The organism is Faecalibacterium sp. IP-1-18 (assembly GCF_023347355.1).
GTDB classification, from domain to species: domain Bacteria; phylum Bacillota; class Clostridia; order Oscillospirales; family Ruminococcaceae; genus Faecalibacterium; species Faecalibacterium prausnitzii.
The window spans coordinates 688,290-710,853 of the sequence record NZ_CP094472.1 but is presented as its reverse complement, the minus strand read 5'-3'; the positions used below and the strand labels follow the sequence as shown (position 1 = coordinate 710,853).

The 22,564-nt window shown below is 61.6% G+C and carries 17 protein-coding genes and 1 pseudogene; 8 read left to right on the top strand and 10 right to left on the bottom strand.

The genetic code is table 11. From position 1 onward, the window contains the following. Window positions 1-130: 130 nt before the first annotated feature. Window positions 131-1,153 carry a threonine aldolase family protein gene (locus MTP43_RS03345; RefSeq protein WP_154265847.1) on the top strand — a complete coding sequence of 341 codons (1,023 nt, stop codon included), beginning with the start codon at window positions 131-133 and terminating at the stop codon, window positions 1,151-1,153. A gap of 57 nt (window positions 1,154-1,210) precedes the next feature. Here the strand turns inward: MTP43_RS03345 and MTP43_RS03340 are convergent, their stop codons facing one another. The 10 genes and pseudogenes from MTP43_RS03340 to MTP43_RS03295 all read right to left on the bottom strand — a co-directional run bounded on the left by MTP43_RS03340 (window position 1,211) and on the right by MTP43_RS03295 (window position 10,747). Next, window positions 1,211-2,236: a Gfo/Idh/MocA family protein gene (locus MTP43_RS03340; protein WP_249235071.1), complete on the bottom strand. Its 1,026-nt coding sequence runs from the start codon at window positions 2,234-2,236 to the stop codon at window positions 1,211-1,213. Next, window positions 2,229-3,353 carry a Gfo/Idh/MocA family protein gene (locus MTP43_RS03335; protein ID WP_249235070.1) on the bottom strand — a complete coding sequence of 375 codons (1,125 nt, stop codon included), beginning with the start codon at window positions 3,351-3,353 and terminating at the stop codon, window positions 2,229-2,231. Before MTP43_RS03335 ends, MTP43_RS03340 begins: the two co-directional genes overlap by 8 nt. A gap of 54 nt (window positions 3,354-3,407) precedes the next feature. After that, window positions 3,408-4,352 (bottom strand): GTP-binding protein, encoded by a 945-nt coding sequence (locus tag MTP43_RS03330; RefSeq protein ID WP_249235069.1) that lies wholly within the window; start codon window positions 4,350-4,352, stop codon window positions 3,408-3,410. A gap of 62 nt (window positions 4,353-4,414) precedes the next feature. Next, complete coding sequence (locus tag MTP43_RS03325) at window positions 4,415-7,450, bottom strand: GGDEF domain-containing protein (RefSeq protein WP_249235068.1); 3,036 nt, start codon at window positions 7,448-7,450, stop codon at window positions 4,415-4,417. Between the two features lie 33 nt (window positions 7,451-7,483). Continuing rightward, window positions 7,484-7,624 carry a hypothetical protein gene (locus MTP43_RS03320; protein WP_192918711.1) on the bottom strand — a complete coding sequence of 47 codons (141 nt, stop codon included), beginning with the start codon at window positions 7,622-7,624 and terminating at the stop codon, window positions 7,484-7,486. Window positions 7,625-7,627: 3 nt separating this feature from the next. Beyond that, a pseudogene (locus MTP43_RS03315) lies at window positions 7,628-7,687 on the bottom strand (hypothetical protein); the annotation flags it as partial. Next, complete coding sequence (locus MTP43_RS03310) at window positions 7,663-7,758, bottom strand: twin-arginine translocation signal domain-containing protein (RefSeq protein ID WP_146746940.1); 96 nt, start codon at window positions 7,756-7,758, stop codon at window positions 7,663-7,665. The gene MTP43_RS03310 and the pseudogene MTP43_RS03315, both read right to left, overlap by 25 nt. A gap of 284 nt (window positions 7,759-8,042) precedes the next feature. After that, entirely contained in the window at window positions 8,043-8,594 is a 552-nt protein-coding gene (locus MTP43_RS03305; protein ID WP_097782328.1) for a TetR/AcrR family transcriptional regulator, read from the bottom strand. Window positions 8,595-8,690: 96 nt separating this feature from the next. Further along, complete coding sequence (locus MTP43_RS03300) at window positions 8,691-9,209, bottom strand: transcription repressor NadR (protein WP_113621426.1); 519 nt, start codon at window positions 9,207-9,209, stop codon at window positions 8,691-8,693. 176 nt (window positions 9,210-9,385) lie between these two features. Then, window positions 9,386-10,747 (bottom strand): alpha-amylase family glycosyl hydrolase, encoded by a 1,362-nt coding sequence (locus MTP43_RS03295; RefSeq protein ID WP_113621427.1) that lies wholly within the window; start codon window positions 10,745-10,747, stop codon window positions 9,386-9,388. 230 nt (window positions 10,748-10,977) lie between these two features. Between MTP43_RS03295 and glgB the strand changes: the two genes are divergently transcribed. From glgB to MTP43_RS03260, 7 genes are all read left to right on the top strand, one after another. Beyond that, on the top strand, window positions 10,978-12,933 hold the full coding sequence (gene glgB / locus MTP43_RS03290) for a 1,4-alpha-glucan branching protein GlgB (protein WP_097784831.1): 1,956 nt from the start codon (window positions 10,978-10,980) through the stop codon (window positions 12,931-12,933). A 135-nt stretch (window positions 12,934-13,068) separates the two neighbouring features. After that, window positions 13,069-14,991 carry a hypothetical protein gene (locus MTP43_RS03285; RefSeq protein ID WP_249235067.1) on the top strand — a complete coding sequence of 641 codons (1,923 nt, stop codon included), beginning with the start codon at window positions 13,069-13,071 and terminating at the stop codon, window positions 14,989-14,991. Between the two features lie 30 nt (window positions 14,992-15,021). Beyond that, complete coding sequence (gene tig / locus MTP43_RS03280) at window positions 15,022-15,996, top strand: trigger factor (protein ID WP_249235066.1); 975 nt, start codon at window positions 15,022-15,024, stop codon at window positions 15,994-15,996. A 4-nt stretch (window positions 15,997-16,000) separates the two neighbouring features. Then, window positions 16,001-17,296 (top strand): 4Fe-4S dicluster domain-containing protein, encoded by a 1,296-nt coding sequence (locus MTP43_RS03275; RefSeq protein WP_249235065.1) that lies wholly within the window; start codon window positions 16,001-16,003, stop codon window positions 17,294-17,296. A 22-nt stretch (window positions 17,297-17,318) separates the two neighbouring features. After that, on the top strand, window positions 17,319-19,046 hold the full coding sequence (locus MTP43_RS03270) for a class I adenylate-forming enzyme family protein (protein WP_005927414.1): 1,728 nt from the start codon (window positions 17,319-17,321) through the stop codon (window positions 19,044-19,046). A gap of 32 nt (window positions 19,047-19,078) precedes the next feature. After that, complete coding sequence (locus MTP43_RS03265) at window positions 19,079-20,116, top strand: SGNH/GDSL hydrolase family protein (protein WP_249235064.1); 1,038 nt, start codon at window positions 19,079-19,081, stop codon at window positions 20,114-20,116. Window positions 20,117-20,426: 310 nt separating this feature from the next. Then, the gene (locus tag MTP43_RS03260; RefSeq protein ID WP_249235063.1) at window positions 20,427-21,842 is read left to right on the top strand and encodes an AAA family ATPase; all 1,416 of its coding nucleotides are present in this window, start codon (window positions 20,427-20,429) and stop codon (window positions 21,840-21,842) included. Window positions 21,843-22,564 lie beyond the last annotated feature (722 nt).

Sequence of the window (22,564 nt, the reverse complement as noted above, 5' to 3'; positions counted from 1 at the left end):
TTTGCGGCATTTGCAGACGCATTGCGGTGCCTTGCGTGTGCCGTGCACGGTTTTGGGTTTGACAGGGTTTACACGGCGATGTAGAATAGAGGTACTGTTTTCTTACAATTATATAGAGGAGCGTTTTGCCATGCTGTATTTTGAAAACGACTACTGCGAGGGTGCACATCCCGCCATTCTGCAAAAGCTGACCGAGACCAACTTTGAAAAGGTCTCCGGCTACGGCACCGACCCCTACTGCGCCAGCGCCCGGGAGAAGATCCGCGCCGCCTGCGCCTGCCCGGAGGCCGATGTGCAGTTCATCTCCGGCGGCACCCAGAGCAACGCCATCGTCATCGCGTCCATGCTGCAGCGGTGGCAGGGCGTGGTGGCTGCTGCCACCGGCCATGTAGCCGGGCACGAGGCAGGTGCCATCGAGTATACCGGCCACAAGGTCATCACCCTGCCCCAGCACAACGGCAAGCTGGACGCCGCCGAGCTGCGGGCACTGGTGGCCACCTTCTACGCCGACGACAACCACGACCACATGGTGTTCCCCGGCATGGTATACATCTCCCACCCCACCGAGTACGGCACCCTGTACACCAAGGCGGAGCTGGAAGCCCTGCACGCTGTGTGTCAGGAGTACAAGATGCCGCTGTTCCTCGATGGTGCACGGCTGGGCTATGGTCTGGCTGCCGAGGGCACGGACGTGACGCTGGCCGATCTTGCCCGGCTGACCGATGTGTTCTACATCGGCGGCACCAAGGTGGGTGCGCTGTGCGGCGAGGCTGTGGTGTTCCCCCACGGCGCACCGGCGCACTTTATGACCATGGTCAAGCAGCAGGGCGCACTGCTGGCAAAGGGGCGGCTGCTGGGCATCCAGTTTGACGTGCTGTTCACCGATGGCCTGTATTTCTCCATCAGCAAAAACGCTATTGCCACCGCCAACCGCCTGAAGAAGGGCTTTGCGGAAAAGGGCTATCGCTTCTTTATGGACTCCCCCACCAACCAGATCTTCCTTGTGCTGGAAAACACCCAGCTGGCTGCGCTGGAAGGCAAGGCAAAGTTCGGCTTCTGGGAAAAGTTCGACGACACCCACACCGTGGTGCGCATCGCCACCAGCTGGGCCACCCGCATGGACGAGGTGGAAGCACTGATCGACCTGATGTGATCCAATCATTATAAATCAAGAGGCTCAGAAGCGCCGACAGGTGCTCCTGAGCCTCTTTTATCGTTCTTCTGTGTTCCACGGCTGCGGGGTGCTTTCCACCGACTGACCGGGGACGGCAAGGGAACGCTCCATCAGCAGGGCAAGGTAGGCGTCCTGCAAGGCGTCTGCCAGCGGGTACACCTCTGCCCCGCCGGCAAGATAGCCCTGCATCCTGTCCAGAAAACAGGCGATGGCGGTTTCGTCCTCGTTCAGCCCTGCCTGCGCGGCGGTTGCTGCCAGCGGGTCGGGCAGCGGGGTCAGTTGACGGCACACCGGCTCCCCGGCGGCATCCAGACAGCGCAGGGTGTCGTCGAACACTTCGCCCCGCTCTCCCTGCACACTGGTGTGGGTGCTGCGCAGATAGGAGTGGTACTGCACACCGTTAAAATCCAGAAACGCCGTGCCGCCGCCTGCAAATTCCAGCGTGTGCTGCTGCAACGTCTTTTCCACCAGAGCGCCGTTATGCACCGCACCCCAGCGGGAATCCGTTTCGATGATTCTTTCCGTCCAGCTGCGTCCGGTCACCCGCACCGGCTGCTGCCCAGCGTTCAGGAACTGCCGCGCCAAGCTGACCGCGTGGTAGCCGTGCGCCACCGACAGCCGGGCAAACTGCGGCGTGCCCAGTGCGCCGCTGCGCACTGCCGCCAGCCGTTTTGCCAGCGTGGGGTACAGCCAGTACTGTTCTGCAACCTGCAGCTTTGCGCCCTGCCGGTGCAGCTGCCAGAGGGCGCGCAATGCGTCCTCCTCCAGCGCCGCCGGGGTCTCGCACAGCACGGCAAAGCCCCGGGCAAGCCATTCGGTGCTGACGGCGGCGATGGACGCTTTATTCACTGCCACCACCACAAGGTCCGGGTGCAGGGCAATGCACTGCTCCGCCGAGGTGCTTACCGGCACGCCGTACTCCCGGTGCATTTTTTCGGCCTTTTCCTCGGTGCGGCAAAGCATGGCGCACAGCTCGAACCGCTCCGGCAGCGCCTGCGCGATGCGCCAGTAAAACAGCGACCGCCAGCCGGAGCCTACTACTACAAACCGCAGCTTAGCCATTTTTCTGTTCCTCCTGAATATGCTTTTGCAGCTCCTGTTCAAACCGGTCTGCGTCCAGCGGCAGGGTGATCTTCTCCCCCAGCCATGCGGACAGGTAAGCCGCATCGGTCAGTTCCAGCGCCCGCACGCCCTCCACGCCGGGAGCGGTCAGGGGCGTGCCGTGCAAAATGGCATCCGCAAAGTTTGCCAGCATCTCCGGGTAAGGCTCGGCCTGCGGGGCGAACTGCTCGGTAACGGTGGTCTCGGTAAGCTGCTGGCGCTCGGTGCAGTCGGCGGTACGGCGGTAGGTCTCGGTGTCCGGCGTGTAGGTGTGCAGGGTGAGGGTGTCCTCTTCCAGCAGGGCGGTGCCCTTGGTGCCCACGATCTCCAACCGCTCGGTGTAGCTGCCCTCGCCGGTGGAAAGGATAAAGGTTGCCGTGCGCTGCTGCGGGTACTCCATCAGCAGGGTGGCTTCGTCGTCCACCATAAAGTCGTTATACTTCCCGTAGGGGATCACAGCATAAATACTGGTCGGCATCCCGAACAGCCACTGCCAGATATCCAGAATGTGCTGGCCCTGATTGAGCAGCGCACCGCCGCCCTCCCCTGCCCAGCTGGAACGCCAGCTGCCGGAGCGGTGGTACATCCATGTGCGGAAGTAGCGGCTGTTTTCCAGCTGCACCCGCTTGATCTCGCCCAATACCCCATCATCCAGTAATTTTTTAAGCCGCATATACTTTTTGTAGCGGCGCTGATGGAACATCATGGCGAAAACAAGGCCGCTTTTTTCGGCGGCGCGGTTCATTTCCAGTGCCGGTGCCAGCGCGTTTGCGCTGGGCTTGTCGCACAAGACGTGCTTACCGTGGGCAAAGGCCTGCATCACCAGCGCCGGGTGGGTCTTGTGCGGGGTGACCACCAGAACGGCGTCAAACTCTTCTGCATAATCGTACAGCGCCTCGGCGCTGGGGCACACCCGCACCGTATCCGGCAGGGCATCCTTTGCCCACTGCTGCGCCCCGGCGCTGCGGCAGACCACGGCGGTCAGGCGCAATGCGCCCGCCTTTCCCTCTGCGATCATCTGGGCATACTTGCGCCCCATGACCCCGGTGCCAATAACGGCTGCGCGTACTTCCTGCATGATGCTCCCTCCTGTTTTTCCACAATGTGTTTTGTTATGGGGGAAAACTGCCTTTCACCCCTTCAGGTTTGCTTCAATGGCGGCTTTATCCAGCCCCTCACCGATGACGATGACTACCTCCTGCCCCTGCGGGATGGGGGCAAGGGTGCAGCCGGCGGCGGTGGCGTTCAGCTCCAGCCAGCCGCCTGCCGGGGCGGGCGCAAAGCCCTTGACCCGCAGCACCTGCCCGCACTCGGGCGCTGCAAACAGCCGTTGTGCGGCGGCTTGCAGCTGCTCCGGGGTGAGGTGAAGCTCCAGAAAGCAAAGGGAGGTAAAGGCCGCGTGCTGGTCAAAATGCAGCTTTTCGCAGCTGGCCTGCCGGTAGCCGCAGGCGGCAAGGGCGGCAAGGTCGGCATCGGTCAGGGCGTCCCAGTCCTTGGCAAGGATCTCCCCTGGCGCAAAGCCAAAGCGGCGGGAAGATTTTGCGGCCTCCAGTGCACGCTCCAAATGGGCAGCGGCGGCAGCGCACTGGGCGGGCGCTGCCAGCTGGGCGCGGCTCAGCAGCACGCAGCCCGCGTTCATGGTCTCGGAGGCCAGCAGGTACTCTGCCTGCGGCGAAAGCGTTTCCGGCAGAAGGGCGTCCACAATGGCAATGACGCTGCCCAGCTGATACCACCGGTCCAGCGGGTCGTCCCGCAGGATATCGAAAAACTCGTCCACATCAAAGATGCCGCTGGGTTCCACCACCACCCGGTCAAAGCCGCGCATGGCCATGGCGATGAGTTTGGTGCGCATCCGGCGCTGGTGGGTGTCGCAGTCGCAGCCGCCGCTGATGGTCTCCACATCGCAGCCGGGGCCCAGCACCTCCTGCACCAGCATGGCGTCCACGTTCACCGCGCCAAAGTCGTTTTCCAGAATGCACACCTTATGTCCCTGCTGTACCAGATACCGCACATAGCGGCGCAGAAAGGTGGTCTTGCCTGCGCCCAAAAAGCCGGTGATGAGATCCACCTGTACCATATTTTTCTACCTCCGTTGCAAAAACCCTCCCAGCGCCGCAGCGCCCGGGAGGGCTTGTTTTTTTAATCTTTTGCCCGGCGCTGTAACTCTTGGATGATCGCCACTGCCTCCGGCGCGATCGCTCCCGGCACAATGGCCGGGCGTGCCAGAAAATAGCCCTGCAAAAGGTCTGCGCCCAGCTCGATGACCGTGCGCAGCTCGGCGGCGGTCTCCACGCCCTCGGCAACGATCTTCATGCTGCGGGGGTGGGCGTAAGCCACCACATTGCGCAGGATCTGCTGCTTGTCCGGCGAGGTGTCGATGCCACGGATGATGGTAATATCCACCTTGACGAACCGGGGTGCAAGCTGCAATAGCGTATTCTCGTTGGAATAGCCGCTGCCGTAATCGTCCAGTGCAAACATCCCGGAAAAGCCCGGTGCATTGCGCTTTCTCTCCAGTGCTTCGTAGTCGATTTCTTCCTCTTCGGTGATCTCGACGACCATGCGGTGGCACAGCTCGTGCCAATGGCTGTTTATATATTTGCCGTCCTCATGCGACAGGCAGGTGTTGGCGATGGAGTTGACAAAGAGCATGGCATCCCCGGACACACTGCCCGCCCGGCACAGGCTGTCGAAGGTCTCCAGCGCCTTGGTAAAGGTGAGGCGCTCGATCTCGTACAGTGCCCCCTGCTCCCGCGCCAGCTTCATGATGGTGGCCGGGGAGCGCAGGGTGGGCAGGTCGGAGCGCATCAGCGCCTCGTAGGCGACTACCCTGCCGCTGCGTGCCGAGAAGATGGGCTGGAAGCAGTAGAACACCTGCGCATTGCTGAGCAGCTGCCGGAACTCCCTGCGGGTGCGCTCGGCGTAGGCTTCGCGGTTGTACACCCCGATGTCGAACTCCTCCACCCGGCCCTTCTCCGAATGCTTGACCTGATACATGGCAAAGTCGGCGTATTTTTTTAAGGTCTCCCAGTCCTGCCCGTCGTCCGGGTACCACGCAATGCCGCCGGAAAGGCTGATGTGCAAAGCGTTGCCGCTGGGCAGCAGCGCCACGCTCTGCCGCATGGCATTGGTCAGGCAGTCGATCTTTTCCCGCACTGCGTCCCGGCTGCGGTAGCCGTGGAACAGCACAAGGAACTCATCGCCGGAAAGGCGTGCGCAGACCGTCCCGGCGGGGGTATTGTCCCGCAGGCACTGACCGGTGCGGCGGATGTACTGGTCGCCCCAGTCGTGGCCGTAGGTATCGTTGATGTGCTTGAGGTTATCCAAGTCCATCATCATCAGCGCCGCCACGCCCATGCGCTCCGGCGCGGCGAACAGCTCGGTGCACACCCGGTTGAAGGCCTGCCGGTTGTACAGCCCGGTCAGGATATCGTGATCGCGCTCGTGCTCGATGCGCTTCCGTTCCAGCACGGCGGCGGTCACGTCCTCGGCAAGGCCGATCTTGGCGTGCCCCTCGATGGTGCTGCGCAGCATGATGTACCGCACCCCGTCCGGCTGCTGAATGGTCAGCAGCTCGTCCCCCTCGGCAGTGTGGTCACAGGGATTCTTTTCCCGGATGCCCTTGAGCACCTCCTCAAAGCGGCGCACGCTCAGCGGCTCGCCCTGCATCTCGGGCTTGCCCAGCAGGGAGAAGAAATTATCGGTCACAAACACGCTGCCGGTGTCGGTGCGCAGCTCGTAGCCGCCGATCTCCACACTGGCCATATCCATGATGCGCAAAAACTTGGTGGAGTTGGTCACCAGCTCCTTGTTCAGCTCGGTAATGGTCTCGGCAAAGCGGTCCACCTCCCGGATGGCGGTGCGGGACAGGCGGGGGAAGGTCTTTTTCTCCTGCGCGTCTATCACCTCGCGGTACAAACGGTTGATGGGTCTGGCCAGCCGTGCCGAGACCAGCAGGCTGCCCAAAACGCTCAGCACCAGCGTGATCGCTATGGTGGTCAGCAGCACCTCGCGCACCCGGCTGGAAAAAGCCAGCAGCACCGACTGTTCCATGGTACCGGCCAGAAACCACTTTTCGGCGGCAAAGGGGGCGTTGCGGTTATACACCTGCAGCGGCTCCAGCACCATATAATAGCGCTTATCGTTCAGCTCCACCCAGTTGCCGCCGTTGCCGTTGCTGCGGCAGTTCAAAACGCCCAGCGGTGCATCTGCCGTTACCAGATCCTCGCCGGATGTCACGGTCTTGCGCAGGGAGAGCACGCCGTCCGTCAGCGCATCATCGGTAGTGGTCACGATAAAATAGGTGCCTGCCTTGTCCTCGTCCAGCTCGGTGAAGGGCAGTTTTGTTTGCAGATACTCCGTGAGCAGTTCCACGCCCACCACGCCGTATACCGTGCCGTCCGGCAGGATCAGCGGCATGGAGTAGGCAATGGCGTGCCGGTCGTCCCCTGCCAGACAGTAGGAGTTGGTGGTCCAGCGGCCATAGCTTTCCGCCGAAAGGCCGGCATCGCTCTTATACGCAGTCTGAAAGACCGTGCGCAGGATGCCGCCCTTGGTATCTCCCTGATAGGGGAAAGCGGGCTGCCAGCCCTTATCCGTGCCGATGGCCAGCTCTTTTACCACTGTGGCGCTGGCGCGTTCCAGCAAAAGGTCGCTGTTGCGCTCCGAAGGGCGGGCGTCCGGGTCCATATCCCGCAGGTAGATGCCGGGCATTTTTTTGCCCACCTCGCAGGTGTCCAGATCGTGGGTGTTCAGGATGAGAAAAATGCCGGTCACCTGCTTTGTGCGCAGGGTGTCCAGAAGCTGCGGGGCAAGCGCTACCAGCAGGGCATCGCTCTGTTCGCTGCCGTTATCCAGCGTGTCCAGCGAGATATCGCCGCTTTTCAGCAGCTGCTGGGTGGTGGCGGTGATCTGCTCGCTCAGCTGCTCCAGATCCTCCGCGTTCCGCAGGATCTCCTGCACATAGCTGGCGCGGTTGCGCACCCGCATGGTAAGCAGATCCTTGGCGTTTTCGTCCAGCTGCTCGGTCACGTTGATGGCAAGGATGCTGGCGACCGCCATCAGCAGCTCCACCGCCAGCACCAGCATCATGGTGGCAAAAATATTGTAGAACACGGTTCTTTCCGGTCTGTTTTCCAAGCGCTGCCGCTGGCGCTGTTTCCATGCGTCAAACATCGCCCTGCCTCCTTTCCGTCTTTTTCCGGGCGGTCAGCCCTCGTACTGCTGCAGCTGTGCAAGGGTGGCCTGATACCACGCCTCAAAATAGTCGTCGGTCAGTTCCAGCCCGCTTGCGCGGATGGCGTCCATGTCGTTGGCGGCGGTGGTCACCGGCAGATAGCCCGACTCCACCGCGAAAGCGATATTATTCTGCGGTTCGGTGAACCACTTTAAAAAGGTGACTGCGCCGTTGATCTCGGCCTCGGTGCCGCCGCCGAGACCGCAGCCGCCGCCAGAAAGCTGCGGCGCGAGATCTTGTTCTTCATCCCATACCCTCCCGGAGTACGCAGGCGCATTTTACCCCATACCATACTATTTTATATAATACCACCGTTTCCGGCATAGTGTAAACTCTTTCTTAAAAAATCTGGTAAAAAAGTGCAGATGACGAATTTTCGTCTTATTTTTTGGCAGTTCTGCCAAAAGCACGCGTCCCCTATAAAAATGGGATAGCGGAGCGTCCGCAGACGCTCCGCTATCCCGATAATAAAACTAATTTTTCCGCTGTTTATGCGCAGAGCAGCGCGGAGCGCATGCAAAGCCAGTCCCGTTACATGCGTATCCGCTGCGCGGCGCGGGCGATGGAGGCCAGCAGGGTCACAAGGCGCTTTTCGTCCATCTGGCCGCAGTAGGTGGTAAAGGTGTAGTAGCACCCCTGCACGCAGAAGGAAAGCACCACCTTGCGCACTACGTCCGTCTCAAAGGTGGGGTCGGTCTGGGCGATGCACTGGCACATGGCCTGTTCCACCCGGTTGATGAACAGCCCCTGCCGGGAGCCGGAGAAGAGCACGCTGATCTCGGCCTGATGCGCGGTGAAGGCGCGGAACATCTCCCGCGCAAGCCACTCGGTGCGCTCGCTCACATCGCTGGCGGTCAGGCGGGGCAAGCTTTCCACCACCGCGTGCACCATCTCGTCCTCCATGGCGTTGGCCAGCGCATAGATATCCTGATAATGGGCGTAGAATGTGGATTTATTGATGCAGGCACGGTCGCACAGCTCCTTGACACGGATCTTTTCCACCGGCTTTTCGCGGCGCAGCTCCATAAAGGCCTGCTTGATGGCGCGCTCGGTCTTTTCAATGCGGATATCCAGAAAACCCACCTCTTTTGCATTTTTGTTGATTTTCCAACATTTTTCCGGTTTTGCGGATAGACAAGCCCCGCAGCCCTTTTTATACTGGGTATAAGCGGAGCGGCGTTACTCCTTGCGGTACAAAAGCCCCTGCTGCTCCAAAGCCGTGCGGATGCGGGCAAAGGTGTCCTTGTCCGGGCAGCGCAGGGTGTGCAGGTGCACGCCGCCGGTCATGCGGCTCAAAAGGCTCTCGGGTGCATCCGCAGCCTGACGGATAAAGTTATCCACGTCGTACCGGTTGCACAGGTTCAAGGTGGCGCGGATCTCGCCGTACAGGCTGTTTTCCACCGCCACATCCACCACCGTGCCGCCCTGATCCACCACGGTGTACAGCTCCCGGCGCATCTCCTCCTGTGTGCGGTGCACACAGGCCAGAATGCCGGTATAGCCCTTCTCCGCCGGGTGCAGCTGGTAGCCCCGGGGGGTGGCATCGATCTGCGCCCCACCGGCGCGCAGCAGCGCCACATCCCCTACCACGATCTGCCGCGACACCCCCAGCTCTGCCGCCAGCGTGCTGGCACTTAAAGGGGCACCGGCGCTGTTCAGCCGGGTCAGGATGCGTTCTCTGCGCTGTGCTGCATTCATAGGGGGTCAGGCTTCCTTTCCGTAAAACGACTTTTCTCTCCTTATTGTAGCAAAACGCGGCAAAATGTGCAAGGTTATTCCAATCTCAGCTTTCTGAACAAAGGCTTCCCCCGGAAGGGGGAAACCTATCTCCAAAGGGTAAAGGCTTTTGCGCCGGTCACGCCGCAGGCGTTGCTTTATTCTACCCGCAGCAGGGTGGCGTAATTGGAGGGCAGCTGCACCTTCATGCGGTCCCACTCGGTGGAGACCAGCACCTCCTGCGCACCCACGGTGTCCGCCAGCAGGTCGGTGACCTTGGCGGTTTCCACCGGCAGCTGGAACTCCAGCTGTGCGGGGGTATCGCCGTTGTTCAGCACCGCTACCACCGCCTTGCCGTCCAGCACCCGGGCAAAGGCGTAGCACTGGGTGGTGAGCTGCAATTCTTTTACCTCGCCGTAGGTCATTTCCGGCAATTCAGCCTTGCATTTCCCCAGCGCTTTGTATACACTGGTAACAGGATTTGTACGTTCTGCATCAGCGTAGTCACTGAGCTCCAGACAGGGGCGCAGCGGCCAGTCGCTGCCCCACTCCTTTTTGCCCTCGATGCCGAACTCCGAGCCGTAGTAGATGGACGGAATGCCCCACAGGCTGTACACCAGAATGGCGATATGCCGGATGTGCTCCCGGTTGCGCAGCTTGTTGGGCAGGCGCTCCACGTCGTGGTTATCCGAGAAGAGATACAGCCGGGTGTCGTGGCACAGCCCCTGCAGCCGGCGCATGGTGTGGGCAATTTCAAAATAGTTGTGGTCGTTGTGGCCGCTCCACAGGCCCTTGTGCAGCTCGTAGTTGGTGACCGAGTGCAGCATTTCCGGGTTTGCCCAGCGGCTGTAATCGCCGTGGATGACCTCGCCCATCAGCCAGAACTCCGGCTTTACCTCGTTTGCCAGACGGCGCAGCCCGCGCATGAAGTCGAAATCCAGCACATCGGCTGCGTCCAGACGGATGCCGTCGATGTCGAACTGCTCCACCCAGAAGCGGACGGTATCATAATGGTACTGCTGCACCTCCGGGTTGCGCTGGTTCAGCTTGACCAGCAGGTTGTAGCCGCCCCAGTTGCCGTAGGAAAAGCCGTCGTTATACTCGTTGTTGCCCCAGAAGTTCACATCGCAGAACCAGTCCTTATAGCGGGCGTTCTCGCGGTTTGCTTTCAGGTCCTGGAACGCGAAGAAATCGCGGCCCACATGGTTGAACACGCCGTCCACGATGACCCGCTGCCCGCGGGCGTGGCAGGCCGCCACAAAAGCCTTGAACTCCTCGTTGGTGCCAAGGCGGCGGTCCACCAGACGGTAGTCGATGGTATCGTAGCCGTGGGAGCCGCTCTCGAACAGCGGGCCGATGTAGATGGCCGTACAGCCCAGCTTTGCCGCGTGGGCTGCCCATGCTTCCAGCTTTGCAAAAGCGCCCGGGGTGGGTTGGCCGTCGTTTTCGTGTGCACAGCCGCACAGCCCCAGCGGATAAATGTGATAAAATACTGCTTCGTCATACCAAGCCATGATCATTCGCTCCCATTCTATTGCTCTAAAAAGTTGCACCGCCCGCAAGGCGGTAGCAACAGTATACCACACCCTCTGGCAAATATGTGTATTTTTGCCGATTTTTGTCAAGATTCGCTAAGATTATCGGCCACTGTGCCAGTAAAAAGGCGTTTTTCTTGGATAGTTTGCCCAAACAGCCTTGTATCAACCGGCGCACACCGCCGGTCAACATAGAGAAGTAAGGAGATCTTTGCATGAATTACCCTGTGATCCCCCGCACGTTTTTCAGTGGCGACTGCTTCGATGCCTACCGCATTCTGGGTGCGCACCCCTGCACCGACCCAAACGGCGCCGAGGGCTGGCGTTTTGCCGTGTGGGCACCCGGTGCCACCGCCGTGGAGGTGTGCGGCGGCTTTGACGGCTGGGAGCGCGGCGTGCCCATGGAAAAAGCCGATACCGGCGTGTGGAGCGCCTTTATCCCCGGCCTTGCGGAAGGAGATCTGTACAAATACCGCGTGCATGGCGCGGACGGCAGCACCGTGATGCGCAGCGACCCCTACGCCTTTGCCACCGAGCTGCGCCCCGGCACCGCCAGCAAACTGACAAAGCTGGATTTCACCTTTGACGACACCGCGTGGATGGAGCGGCGGGACAAATGCCGCAACCGCCCGCTGAACATCTACGAGCTGCACGCCGGCAGCTGGAAGCATAAGCCCGGCGCAACCCGGCCGGACGGCTCGGACGGGTGGTATAACTACGAGGAGCTGGCGCGGGAGCTGATCCCGTGGCTGCTGGAGCACCACTTTACCCATGTGGAGCTGCTGCCGCTGGCCGAGCACCCCTTTGACGGCAGCTGGGGCTACCAGACCACCGGCTACTTCTCGGTGACCAGCCGCTACGGCACCCCCGCCCAGTTTGCGGGCTTTGTCAACGCCTGCCACCGCATGGGCATCGGCGTCATCATGGACTTTGTGCCGGTGCACTTTGCCGCCAACGCCGACGCACTGGCAAAGTTTGACGGCACCTACCTGTACGAGTACGACAGCGACGTGGGACAGAGCGAGTGGGGCACCTGCAACTTCAACTACTACCGCCGGGAGGTGTGCAGCTTTTTGAGCAGCGCCGCCGGGCTGTGGATGGACGTGTACCACTGCGACGGCATCCGCATGGACGCCATCTCCCGGGCCCTGTACTGGCAGGGCGACCCCAACCGCGGCGTAAATCAGGGCGCGGTGAACTTTTTGCGCAGCCTGAACCACGGCCTGAACGAGCGCTGGCCCACCGGCATCTACATGGCGGAGGACTCCACCAACTTCCTCAAGGTGACCGCCCCCACCCGCTACGAGGGCGTGGGCTTTGACTACAAGTGGGACATGGGCTGGATGCACGACACGCTGGACTACTTTGCCACCCCCTTCGGCGAGCGCCCGGGCTGCTACGGCAAGCTGCTGTTCAGTATGCACTACTTCTACAACGAGCTGTACCTGCTGGCGCTGAGCCACGATGAGGTAGTGCACGGCAAAAAGACCATCATTGATAAGCTGTGGGGCAGCTACGCGGAAAAATGCGCCCAGCTGCGCACCCTGTATTTTTATATGTACACCCATCCCGGCAAAAAGCTGAACTTTATGGGCAACGAGCTGGCACACTTCCGGGAGTGGGACGAAAAGCGGGAGCTGGACTGGAATCTGCTGGAATACCCCTTCCACGATGCGTTCCAGAAGTACTTTGCCGCTCTGAGCCGCATCTATGCCTCCGAGCCTGCTTTGTATGACGGCGAGTACAACCCGGACTGCTTTGAGTGGGTGGCAAACGAAAGCTGCGCCGAGGGCGTGTACGCATGGCTGCGCAAAGGGCGCGGGCAGAACCTGCTCTGCGTGATGAACACGCAGGACCACGCCCACAAAAAGTTCCCCCTGTACCTCAAGTTCCCCTGCAGCGCAGAGCTGGTGCTGGACACCGAGGCCGGCACTTGGGGCGGCGTGCACAAGGCGCACCGCAAGCAGAGCTTCCACACCACCGACGGCGGTGTATTCGGCAGGGACTACACCCTGACGCTGGACCTGCCCGCCATGGGCAGCTATCTGCTGCGGCTGTCCCCGGAAGCCCCCAACCCGGACGCCGCCCGCCTGAGCGCCAACAGGGCGCTGGCGCAAAAGCGCAAGGCGGCAAAGGCTGCTAAGGCCGCCGCGGAAGTTTCCGATAAGTAATATTTACGCAAAAATGTCCCGTCTGCTTTGAAAGCGGCGGGACATTCTGCATTTTTCACCGCCGGGGTGCTGGACAGTGCCCGGGGGAGTTGTTATACTGTAAGGTGTGAAATTTTGCAAGGAGGGTCCTATTCCATGTCCGAACCCATTACGAAGCCCCGCGTTTCCGCTGCGGCGAAAATCGTGCTGGTGCTGGCGGCAGCAGCGGTGCTGCTGGCCGTTTTTGCGCTGGCTGCGCCCGGCAGCAAATTCTTTTTTCCGCTGGTGAGCCTGTGGTGCAACCTTGCCCTGTTTGCCTGTGTGCTGCTGGTGCTGCGGGTGGCGGGAATCAAATTTGACCTCTTCCACAAGGCGGTGCTCGTCGGCCTGTGGGCGGCGGCGCTGGTCTACTTTTTCTGGGCGCTTGGCCGCCGCAGCTTTGTGTATATCTGGGATTACGTCAACTATATCAACAAGCAGTACTGGGCCGAAGCTGCCTTTCTGCAAGGCCCGGCGGCGGGCTTCCAGTTCATCTTCGGCTCCTTTGCCGAGGACTACACCAACTTCATCACCCTGTTCCTGGAGTTTCCCTTCTGCCTGAGCGACCGCACCGGCGACAGCTTTGCCTTCTGTCAGGTGTTCAGCATCCTGCCCATGCTGCTGGTGCTGCTGGCAGGGCTTACCATCAAGGTGGGGCAGATGCTGCGGGTGAAAAACCGCTTCTGGTACTTCCTCATCGGCATGACTTGGATGGTCACCTACCCGTGGCTGCGCATGAGCGCCATGCTCAGCCAGCCGGACTGGTTCGGCCTCATCTTCGGCTTCAGCATTCTGCTGCTCACGCTGGACTTCCGGTTTGAAAAGCTGGAGCCGGTGCGCTTTTGCCTTTTGTTTGCCGCCACGGCAGCCATCATCCTTTCCCGCCGGTGGTACTTATATTTTGTGGTGGGCTACTACTTTGCCTACGCGGTGCTGGTGCTGGTAAGCAGCGCGCGCACTGCCCGCGCCGGGCAGAAAAAGCAGGCGCTTTTGCAGGTGCGCAATCTCGTGCTGTTCGGCCTGATGAGCATGGTGGCCATGCTCATCCTGCTGTGGCCGATGGTCAGCCGCATCCTCGCTTACAGCTACGCCGAGCGCTATTCCTACTATAACGGCGGCGGCTTTGCAGCCGAGATCAGCCTGCAGTTCTGGCGCATGGGTCTGATGAACCTTGTGCTCGTGGGCATGGGGCTGTGGTTCTGCCTGAAAAAGCGCAAAATGCCTGCGCAGCCCTGCCTTGCCGGGCTGGAGATCCTGCTGAGCATGCTGCTGTTCACCCGCATCCAGAACACCGGCTCCCACCAGATGCTGCTGTTCCTCCCGGGGTGGTTTCTCCTGTTTTTGCTGGGCGCAGCGGCGCTGGCCGAGGGCATCAGCCGCTTCCGGACGGCAAAGGTCGTGTTCTGGGTGTTCACCCTCGTGTTTGCCACCTCGGTGCGCTGCTCTCCCCTGACCACCGTTGCCCTGCCGGGCTTTCTGGTGGATCACTTCCCGCTGGCAGTCACCGAGGAGTTCGTCCGGCTGGACAAGCTGATCTATGACCGCAAGGATCTGCCGCAGATCAAGGCCATTGCCAACTGGATCGACACCCACTGCACCGAGGGCGAGATCAGCTACATGATCCCCCACGATATGCTGTACTGCCCGGATCACTTCAAGAACTGCCAGCTGCCCGCAACCCCCATCAACGATAAGCTGGCCTTCGGCTTCTCGGTGCCGGGCACCCACAACTTCCCCATGCAGTTCTTCGAGGCCAAATATGTCCTCACCGCCGACCCCTTCCCCCAGACCTTTGTGGGCAACGGCGAGATGTCCCACAAGCTGAACGAGAGGTTCCTTGCGGTGCGGGACGAGTACTTTGCGCTGGAGGCCACCTTTGATATGGGCAACGGCACCACCTTTACCATCTGGCGGCGTACCGTGGCTCCCACCCGCGCCGAGGTGGAGTATTACCTGAGCGCCTTTAAAGAAGAAGATGCCCAGTACCCGGAGATGTTCTCCCAGATCGCAGAAAGCTGGCTGGCCGCCCGCGGGCTGTAACGCCGCTTTTGTAAAAAGGAGTGTTCGACTATGGAACAAACTGCAAACACCATGCCCGCTGCCACTTTGGGGCAGTACAAGGGGCTTGCCTTCACCCGCCGGGTGCGCCCGGTATCGGATAAGGCCGTAGAGGCGGATATCGGCAACCTGGCGCGGGTCCACGCGCCCTTTGTGCCCACTGACGCGCCCGCCGCCCGCGGGATGCGGGTCACGCTGGATTTCGAGGGCTTTCTGGAGGGTGCACCCATCCCGGACAGCCGGATGGAAGCCGTGACCGTAGTGCTGGGCACCGGGCAGCTGATGCCCGCCGCAGAAGAAGCCGTGTACGGCCACTGCGCGGGCGAGACTTTCCGGTTCGACTTCACCTACCCCGCCGACTTCCGGGTGCCGGAGCTTTCCGGCAGGACCGCGCAGTTTGAGATCTGCCTGCACACAGTGGAGCGCAAGCAGGTGCCCCCGGTGGACGATGCCCTTGCAAAATCGCTGGGCTATGAGGATCTGGAAGCCCTGCGGGAGAGCCTGCGGGAGAAAAAGCGCCTTTCCCACGAGGCCAACGCCGACCGCATTGCCGGGGCGGCGCTGCTGGATATGGCAGGTGCGAACCTGACCGTGGAGCTGCCCGCAGAGCTGCTGGCGCAGAACGCCGAATACCAGATGACCCAGCTGCGCCAGCGGCTGCGCAAGAGCCGGATGACCATGGAGCTCTACTGCAAGAGCGCCGGGCTGACCCCGGAGCAGGTGCGGGAGGGCTACCGCAGGGAAGCCGAGCGCCAGCTGCGGGCAATGCTGGCAGTGCGCGCCATCGCCGAAGCCGAAAAGATCACCGTGACCCAGCAGGAGGTGGACGCCGAGATCGCCCGCCTTTCCAAGCTGCACGACACCCCGGAAGAAGAGATCCGCAAGGTGCTCAGCCGGGACGCCATCGCCGCCGCCGTGACCAACCAGAAGGTGCAGCGTTTCCTGCTCGACCACGCCGCCCTTACCTCTGTTGTGGAAAAGGAGTAAGACCATGGGCTTTTTTACCAGAACTGCAATGGATGCCCTGATGAAGACCAGCCATCCCGAGATCAACCGCCGCCAGTGCTGGAATTTGCACCCCCACCGCAAGCCCTGCACCACCTGCAAGGACATCTGCCCCTACGGCGAGGAGATCTTTACCCGCCCGAACCTCGTCAAGGACTGGGACCCCTGCACCGACTGCGGACTGTGCGTTTCCGCCTGCCGCAGCGGCTGCATTGCGCCTTCGCCGGAGCAGGTGCAGCGGGATACCGCCGCGGCGGACACCGACAACGATACCATCTGGATCGGCTGTGAGAAGTCCAGCCGCAAGAACACCGTGGTGCGCAGCTGCATCTGTGCCCTCTCGTGGGAGGCGCTGGCGTATCTGGCGCTGAACAAAAAGATCGTGCTGGACCTGACCCCCTGCGGGCAGTGCGAGAACGACCTGTGCGCCGAGCAGCTGCGCAAGGAGCTGACCCGCCTTGTGGACTTTTTCGGTCAGCCGATGTTTGAAGCGCGGTTCTCGCTGGCATACGAGGAAAAGGAGTACCCCTACCATGTGCAGGAGCTGACCCGCCGCGAGATGCTGGAGCAGGTGAGCCACGGCTCCAAGAGCGGCACCAAAAAGCTGCTGCAGATGCTGCCCGGTCTGCGCAGCGAAGAGGACAGCGGGGTGGACTTCCGCCTGCTGCTGCACCAGCGCACAAAGCAGCTGAAAGCCGCCATGGAAACGCCCCTGCAGTACGGCTACTACATGCCCAAGTTCACCGACAACTGCTTTGGCTGCGGCCGGTGCGAGAAAGCCTGCCGCGCCAACGCCCTGAAGTTTGAGGAGATGCCCAACGGCCAGACCCGCATGGTGCTTACCCCGTGGAAGTGCAGCGAGTGCGGCGTGTGCATGAACGTATGCTCCAACAAGGGCTTTGACGGCATGAAGCTGTACCAGCTGACCACCCTTGGCCCCGTGGTGCTGTACAAGTGCACCAAGACCCTGTGCAAGCAGTGCGGCAAGCCCATTGCCCCGGACAGCGCCGAGGGTCTGTGCTCGGTGTGCCGCATCAAGGCGCGCACCCTGAAACGGCAGGAGGAGGCGCGTCAGCGCGCCGAGCAGCTGAAGGCCGAGCGCGCCGCCAAGGCCGCCGAGGAAGCCGCCAAGGCAGCGGAAAACGCTGCGGAGACCGCTGCCGAAGCCACCACCCCGACCGTGGAGACTGCTGCAGCCCTGCCGGAGACCATCCCCGCCGGGCAGAGCGCTGCCCCTGCCAATGTAACTGCACCTGCTCTCGGAGAGCCGGTCTCCGAATGATGATAAAGAAAGGTCTGATCCTATGATGGAAGATGACAAGGAGCCGGTCTACGCCTCCAAGGCAAAGCCATGGCTGAAATATTATGACGAAAAGTACATCCACCAATCCGTGCCGGAGTGCTCGGCCTTTGCGCTGATCTGCCGCAACAACGAGCGGCATCTGGGCGATACCGCGCTGGAATACTACGGCCGCAAGTTCAGCTACGCCGACCTGATCGTGCAGATAAAAAAGACCGCCGCCGCCCTGCAGGCGCTGGGGGTGAAAAAGGGCGATATCATCACGGTGGTCAGCGTGATGACCCCGGAGGTGGTCTACACCTTCTACGCCGCCGACCTGCTGGGCGCTACCCTGAATCTGGTAGACCCCCGGTACAGCGTCGAGGGCATCCGGGAGTACATCGAGGAGGTGGAGTCCCGCCTGCTCATCTGCCTGAACGTGGTGTACCCCCGCTGCCATCAGGCCGCAAAGCGCACCAGCGTGGAGCGGGTGGTGGTGCTCAGCCCCGCCGACAGTCTGCCGCTGGCCAAAGCCGTGGGCTACAAGCTGACAGAGCCGGATAAAAACCGCTACGCTTCCAACGTGCTGCGCTGGAAGGCTTTTATCGCCGCAGGCAAAGGGCACAGCCCCGCCGCCGCTCCCTACGACCCCCAGCACACCTGCGTGGTGGTGCACACCGGCGGCACCACCGGCTCGCCCAAGGGCGTTATGCTGACCGACTACTGCTTCAACGCCCTTGCGCAGGAGTTTGCCGCCCAGAGCCGTCTGTTCCACCGCGGGCAGAAGCTGCTGAACGTCATGCCCCCCTTCATCGCCTACGGTTACAGCTGCGGCATCCACATGCCGCTGGTCATGGGGCTGCATATCATCATCATCCCCAATCTGGACCCGGATAAGCTGGGCGCACTGGTGTGGAAGTACAAGCCCGAACACATGTTCGGCGTGCCCACCCACTACCAGCAGCTTGCCGCCGACCCGCTGCTGAAAAACAAAGACCTCTCCTTCATCCGCAACTACGCCGCCGGAGGCGATTCCCTCTCGCTGGGCGCGGAGCAGACGGTGAACCGGTTCCTCAAAGCCCACGGGGTGGAGTACCCGCTGGCAAAGGGCTACGGCATGACCGAGGTATCCTCGGCGGCTACCATCGCCGCCGGTAACGTGACAAAGCCCGGCAGCGTGGGCATCCCCATGGTCAACACGGTGGTCTCCATCTTCGAGCCGGGCACCGAGACCGAGCTGCCCATCGGTCAGCGCGGCGAGATCTGCATCTGCACCCCCACCGCCATGAAGGGCTACTACAACAAGCCCGAGGAGACCGCCTACCTGCTGCGCCGCCACGCGGACGGCCAGCTGTGGGCGCACACCGGCGATATCGGCTCCATGGACGAGGACGGCTTTGTGTATCTGGACGCCCGCATCAAGCGCATCATCATCCGGCACGACGGCTTCAAGGTGTTCCCCTCCATGATCGAAAACGTCATCAGCCGCCACCCCGCCGTGCACCAGTGCTGCGTGGTGGGCTACGCCGATACCGACCACACCCAGGGACGGCTGCCCTTCGTTTTTGTGGTGCTGGAGCCTGCCGCCACCGGCAAAAAGCGCCAGATCCTGCGGGAGCTGCGCCAGCTGTGCCGCGAGGAGCTGCCGGAGTATGTGCAGCCCGCCGCCTCGGCCTATAAGATCATTCCCGAAATGCCCCTGACCCCCGCCGGTAAGGCCGACTACCGTAAGCTGGAAGAAGAGGTGGGGTAACCCCCCTGCCCTTGAGAAAGAAGGAATCCTCCATGAAACATCCCCGTTTTACCGCATGGCTGTGCAGCGCCGCTGCGCTGGTGCTGCTGGCTGTGCCTGCCTTTGCCCAGCAGCCCGACGCCCTGCCGCCGGAACAGACCGCCCCCGCCGCGCAGGAGCAGACCGCCGAGGCAGCTGCCCCGGACGCGGAAGCCCCCACTGCGGACACCCCTGCCGCCGATCCTCAGCGCACCTATGTGGCGCTGGGCGACAGCATCGTTTCCGGCGTGGGTCTGCCGGATTTCAAGTACACTGCAGCCGCCATCGGCATAGATGCGGCCCCAAACTTTGAGGGCTACCCGGAGCAGTGCTATGTTTCGCTGGTGGGTAAAGGTCTTGGGCTGGACCGCCAGCACGCCATCAACCTTGGCCTGCCCGGGCTGACCACCGGCGACCTTGCGGATATGCTGCACACCGGCGCAATGCCCCAGATGAACCAGCAGGCGGGCACCTACTACGTCTACCCCCAGATGCTGGACTACCTCAAGCGCGCGGACGTCATCAGCGTGCAGATCGGCTCCAACGATGCGCTGGTGCCCGCCCTTGTGGCGCTGGGCAACGCCACCAACTGGAAGAGCGAGCAGCTGGTAGCCACCATGGTCAGCGGCGTGCTGCGCGAGCCCAGCTTTGAGAACCTGCAGCGGCTGAACAGCGACCTTTCCCGCCTGCGGCTGACAAGGGAAGAAAAACAGGCCACCACCCAGCTGCTGCTGGGCGGCGGTACGGACGCCATCTGCGAGCAGGCGTATCAGGAAGCCGCCGTGCATATGCCGCAGGTCGTAGCGGAGTTGCGGGCGCTGAACCCGGACGCGCAGATCATCCTTTTGGGCTACACGAACCCTGTGCCCCTGCTGCCGGAGTGGACACAGCTGTTCCGGCGGCTGAATGCCCTTAGCAAGAGCCTTGCCGCCCAGAACGAGAATGTGACCTATGTGCCCATCCCCTTTGCCATGACCGCCACCGACGCCCACCCCACCGTGAGCGGGCATAAGTACATCGCCAACCGCATCCTGCGGGCGATCAAAAAATAACCACAACGCACAATGCCGGGCAGCCTGCAAGCTGTCCGGCATTTGCTGTCTCCCCCAAAAATCGCACGTTTTCGGTGGATTACGCGGGGGGAAATACTTCGCCAGTTTTTGGCAGAGTTTTCCCGCGCGGCGGGCGCGGTTATGCGCTGCTGCGTTTGTTTTTGTTTTGCAGCGGCTGCGCTTGCATTTACAGCGTGTATATCCAGCGTGCAATAATACCCTCTGGCCCTCAAAAAGTACACACTGGTTTTTCCGCGTCCATCGCCTTAGGATAAGGGTAGATACTTTATGTCCAAAGGAGGTTTTTTACATGGACGCAAACAAGTACCGTACCGCCTACGATCAGGCGCAGGCCGTCCAGCACGAGGTGTGGACGGAGCTGTGCCAGCATCTGGAGCACGCGCCGGACGCCCAATTGCTCAGCGATTACACCGCCACGCTGGTGTATACGCTGGACAAAGACCGCCGCGAGGAAGCCCTGCGGCTGCTGCGGGGGCAGCTGTACAGCCGTCAGCTGCGGGACACCGGCCGGGTGGAGAGCTGGTTCACCGACTGCGGGGCGCGCATGGGGCAGGATATCGAGGGCTTTGTGGCAAACGCCCGCCAGCAGTATGTGCAGGCAGGCCTTGCCGAGGAGCAGCGCGCCGAGGCCGAAGCCAAACAAAAGGCCGGGCGCGGGCGGTTCCGCATCCGTCCCGCCAGCGCCTTTGCGCCGGAGCGCGCCGCCTATCTGGTGCAGCCCTACCTGCCCCGGGGCATGGTAAGCATTCTGGGCGGCGTGTCCGCTGCGGGCAAGACCAGCCTTGCGCTGGACGTGTGCGCCCGGCTTACCCGGGGCGCTGCCTTTGCGCCGGAGGACCCGCCGCAGCCCCCCGCCACCGTGCTCTACCTTACCGCCGAGAACGACCCCAACAAGGTGCTGCGTCCCCGCGCCGAGGCCATGGGGGCAGACCTTGACCGACTGTATTTTCAGGACGGTGCCAGTTACAGCATGGGCGACGAGGAGCTTGCCGCCCTGTGCCGGGTGTACCGCCCGGCGCTGCTGGTGTTCGACCCCATCCAGAGCTATCTGGGGCAGGGGGTGCAGATGAACCGCGCCGAGCAGGTGCGCCCGCTGCTGGACCATCTGGGTGCCCTTGCCAAGGAGCTGGACATGGCGGTGCTGCTCATCAGCCACATGAGCAAGCCCGGCCCCGGGGTGTGCAGCGCGCTGGACCGTCTGCTTGGCTCCAGCGATTTCCGCAACGCCGCCCGCAGCATCCTCATTGCCGGGCGGGACCCGGAGCACCCGGAGGTGCGGGTGGTGGCCCACGCCAAAAACAGCCTTGGCCAGCCCGGCGAAAGCCAGCGCTACCGCATCTGTCCGCAGGGCACGGTGGCCTACGACGGCCCCTGCACCCTTACCGCCGACGCCATCATCCGGGAGGCGGGCACTCCCGCCACCGGCAATGGCCGCCCCTCTGCCGCCCTTGCCAACGCCATCGAGGCGCTGGAAAAGCAGCTGTCCTTTGTGGGCTGGGTAGAGGCGGGCGAGGTGTACCGCCTGTGCGCCGAGCGGGATATCTCGGTAAGCACCATACGCCGCGCCCGCGTAGCACTGGGGTTGAAAACACTCTACATTGGAAATCAGCCCAACCGCAAAAACTATTGGTATCAGCCAGAACTGGAAGAAGCCTCTGTGGTTGCGGATATCACAAACCAGAACCAGCAAATACAGCTGGCTTGATGCACCGCAGGGCTTCTGAATGTTCAAAACCCCTTTATAAAACTCTATTACTACTATGGACTTTTGAACAGCTAGAACTTTTTAACGTATCTATGCTTATTCCTAGTTGTTCAAGATGAACAACTAGGGCAAAAACCACCGTTTTTGTACGGTTAGCGTTTCTAGTTGTTCAAAACCCCCTCTGCTTTTTGAACAACTAGAGATATAGCGTATATCCGTTGTTTGTTTTCTTGCAAGGCTCAAAAGCCGCCGAAAGCTGCGCCTTTCTGCGCATTATTTTTTAGTTGTTCAAAACCCCCTGTGTATCATAGGAGACTTTTGAACAGTCGCCCTTGCCGGGGGCGGGACGATTTAAAATGCGCTCCGCGTTGCTCTGCGCATCATCAGAGGAAAAATTATTTATAATTTCGCGTTTGTCGCGGCCTGCGGGCCGCTCCAAACGCTATTTTCACGGGAGGGGTCGTAACGGGAAACTGCATTTGCAGCGCCGCTTTCTACGAAAGCATGGCGCTGCGGGCGGGCGCTTGCTCCCCCTCGGGGGAGCTGTCGCGCAGCGACTGAGGGGCTATGGATGGAGAAGCGAAAAAAGCGTTAAAGCGATAGCGCCGACTGGCGCAGCGCTAGCTTTTTTGTGCTTCGACTTCTTCTTTAGGATTGTCAAGGGCGAGCAGCCCTTGGCCCGTTGCGGGGTGGGTGGAGTCCAGAGGTAGGGAGGGGGGAGT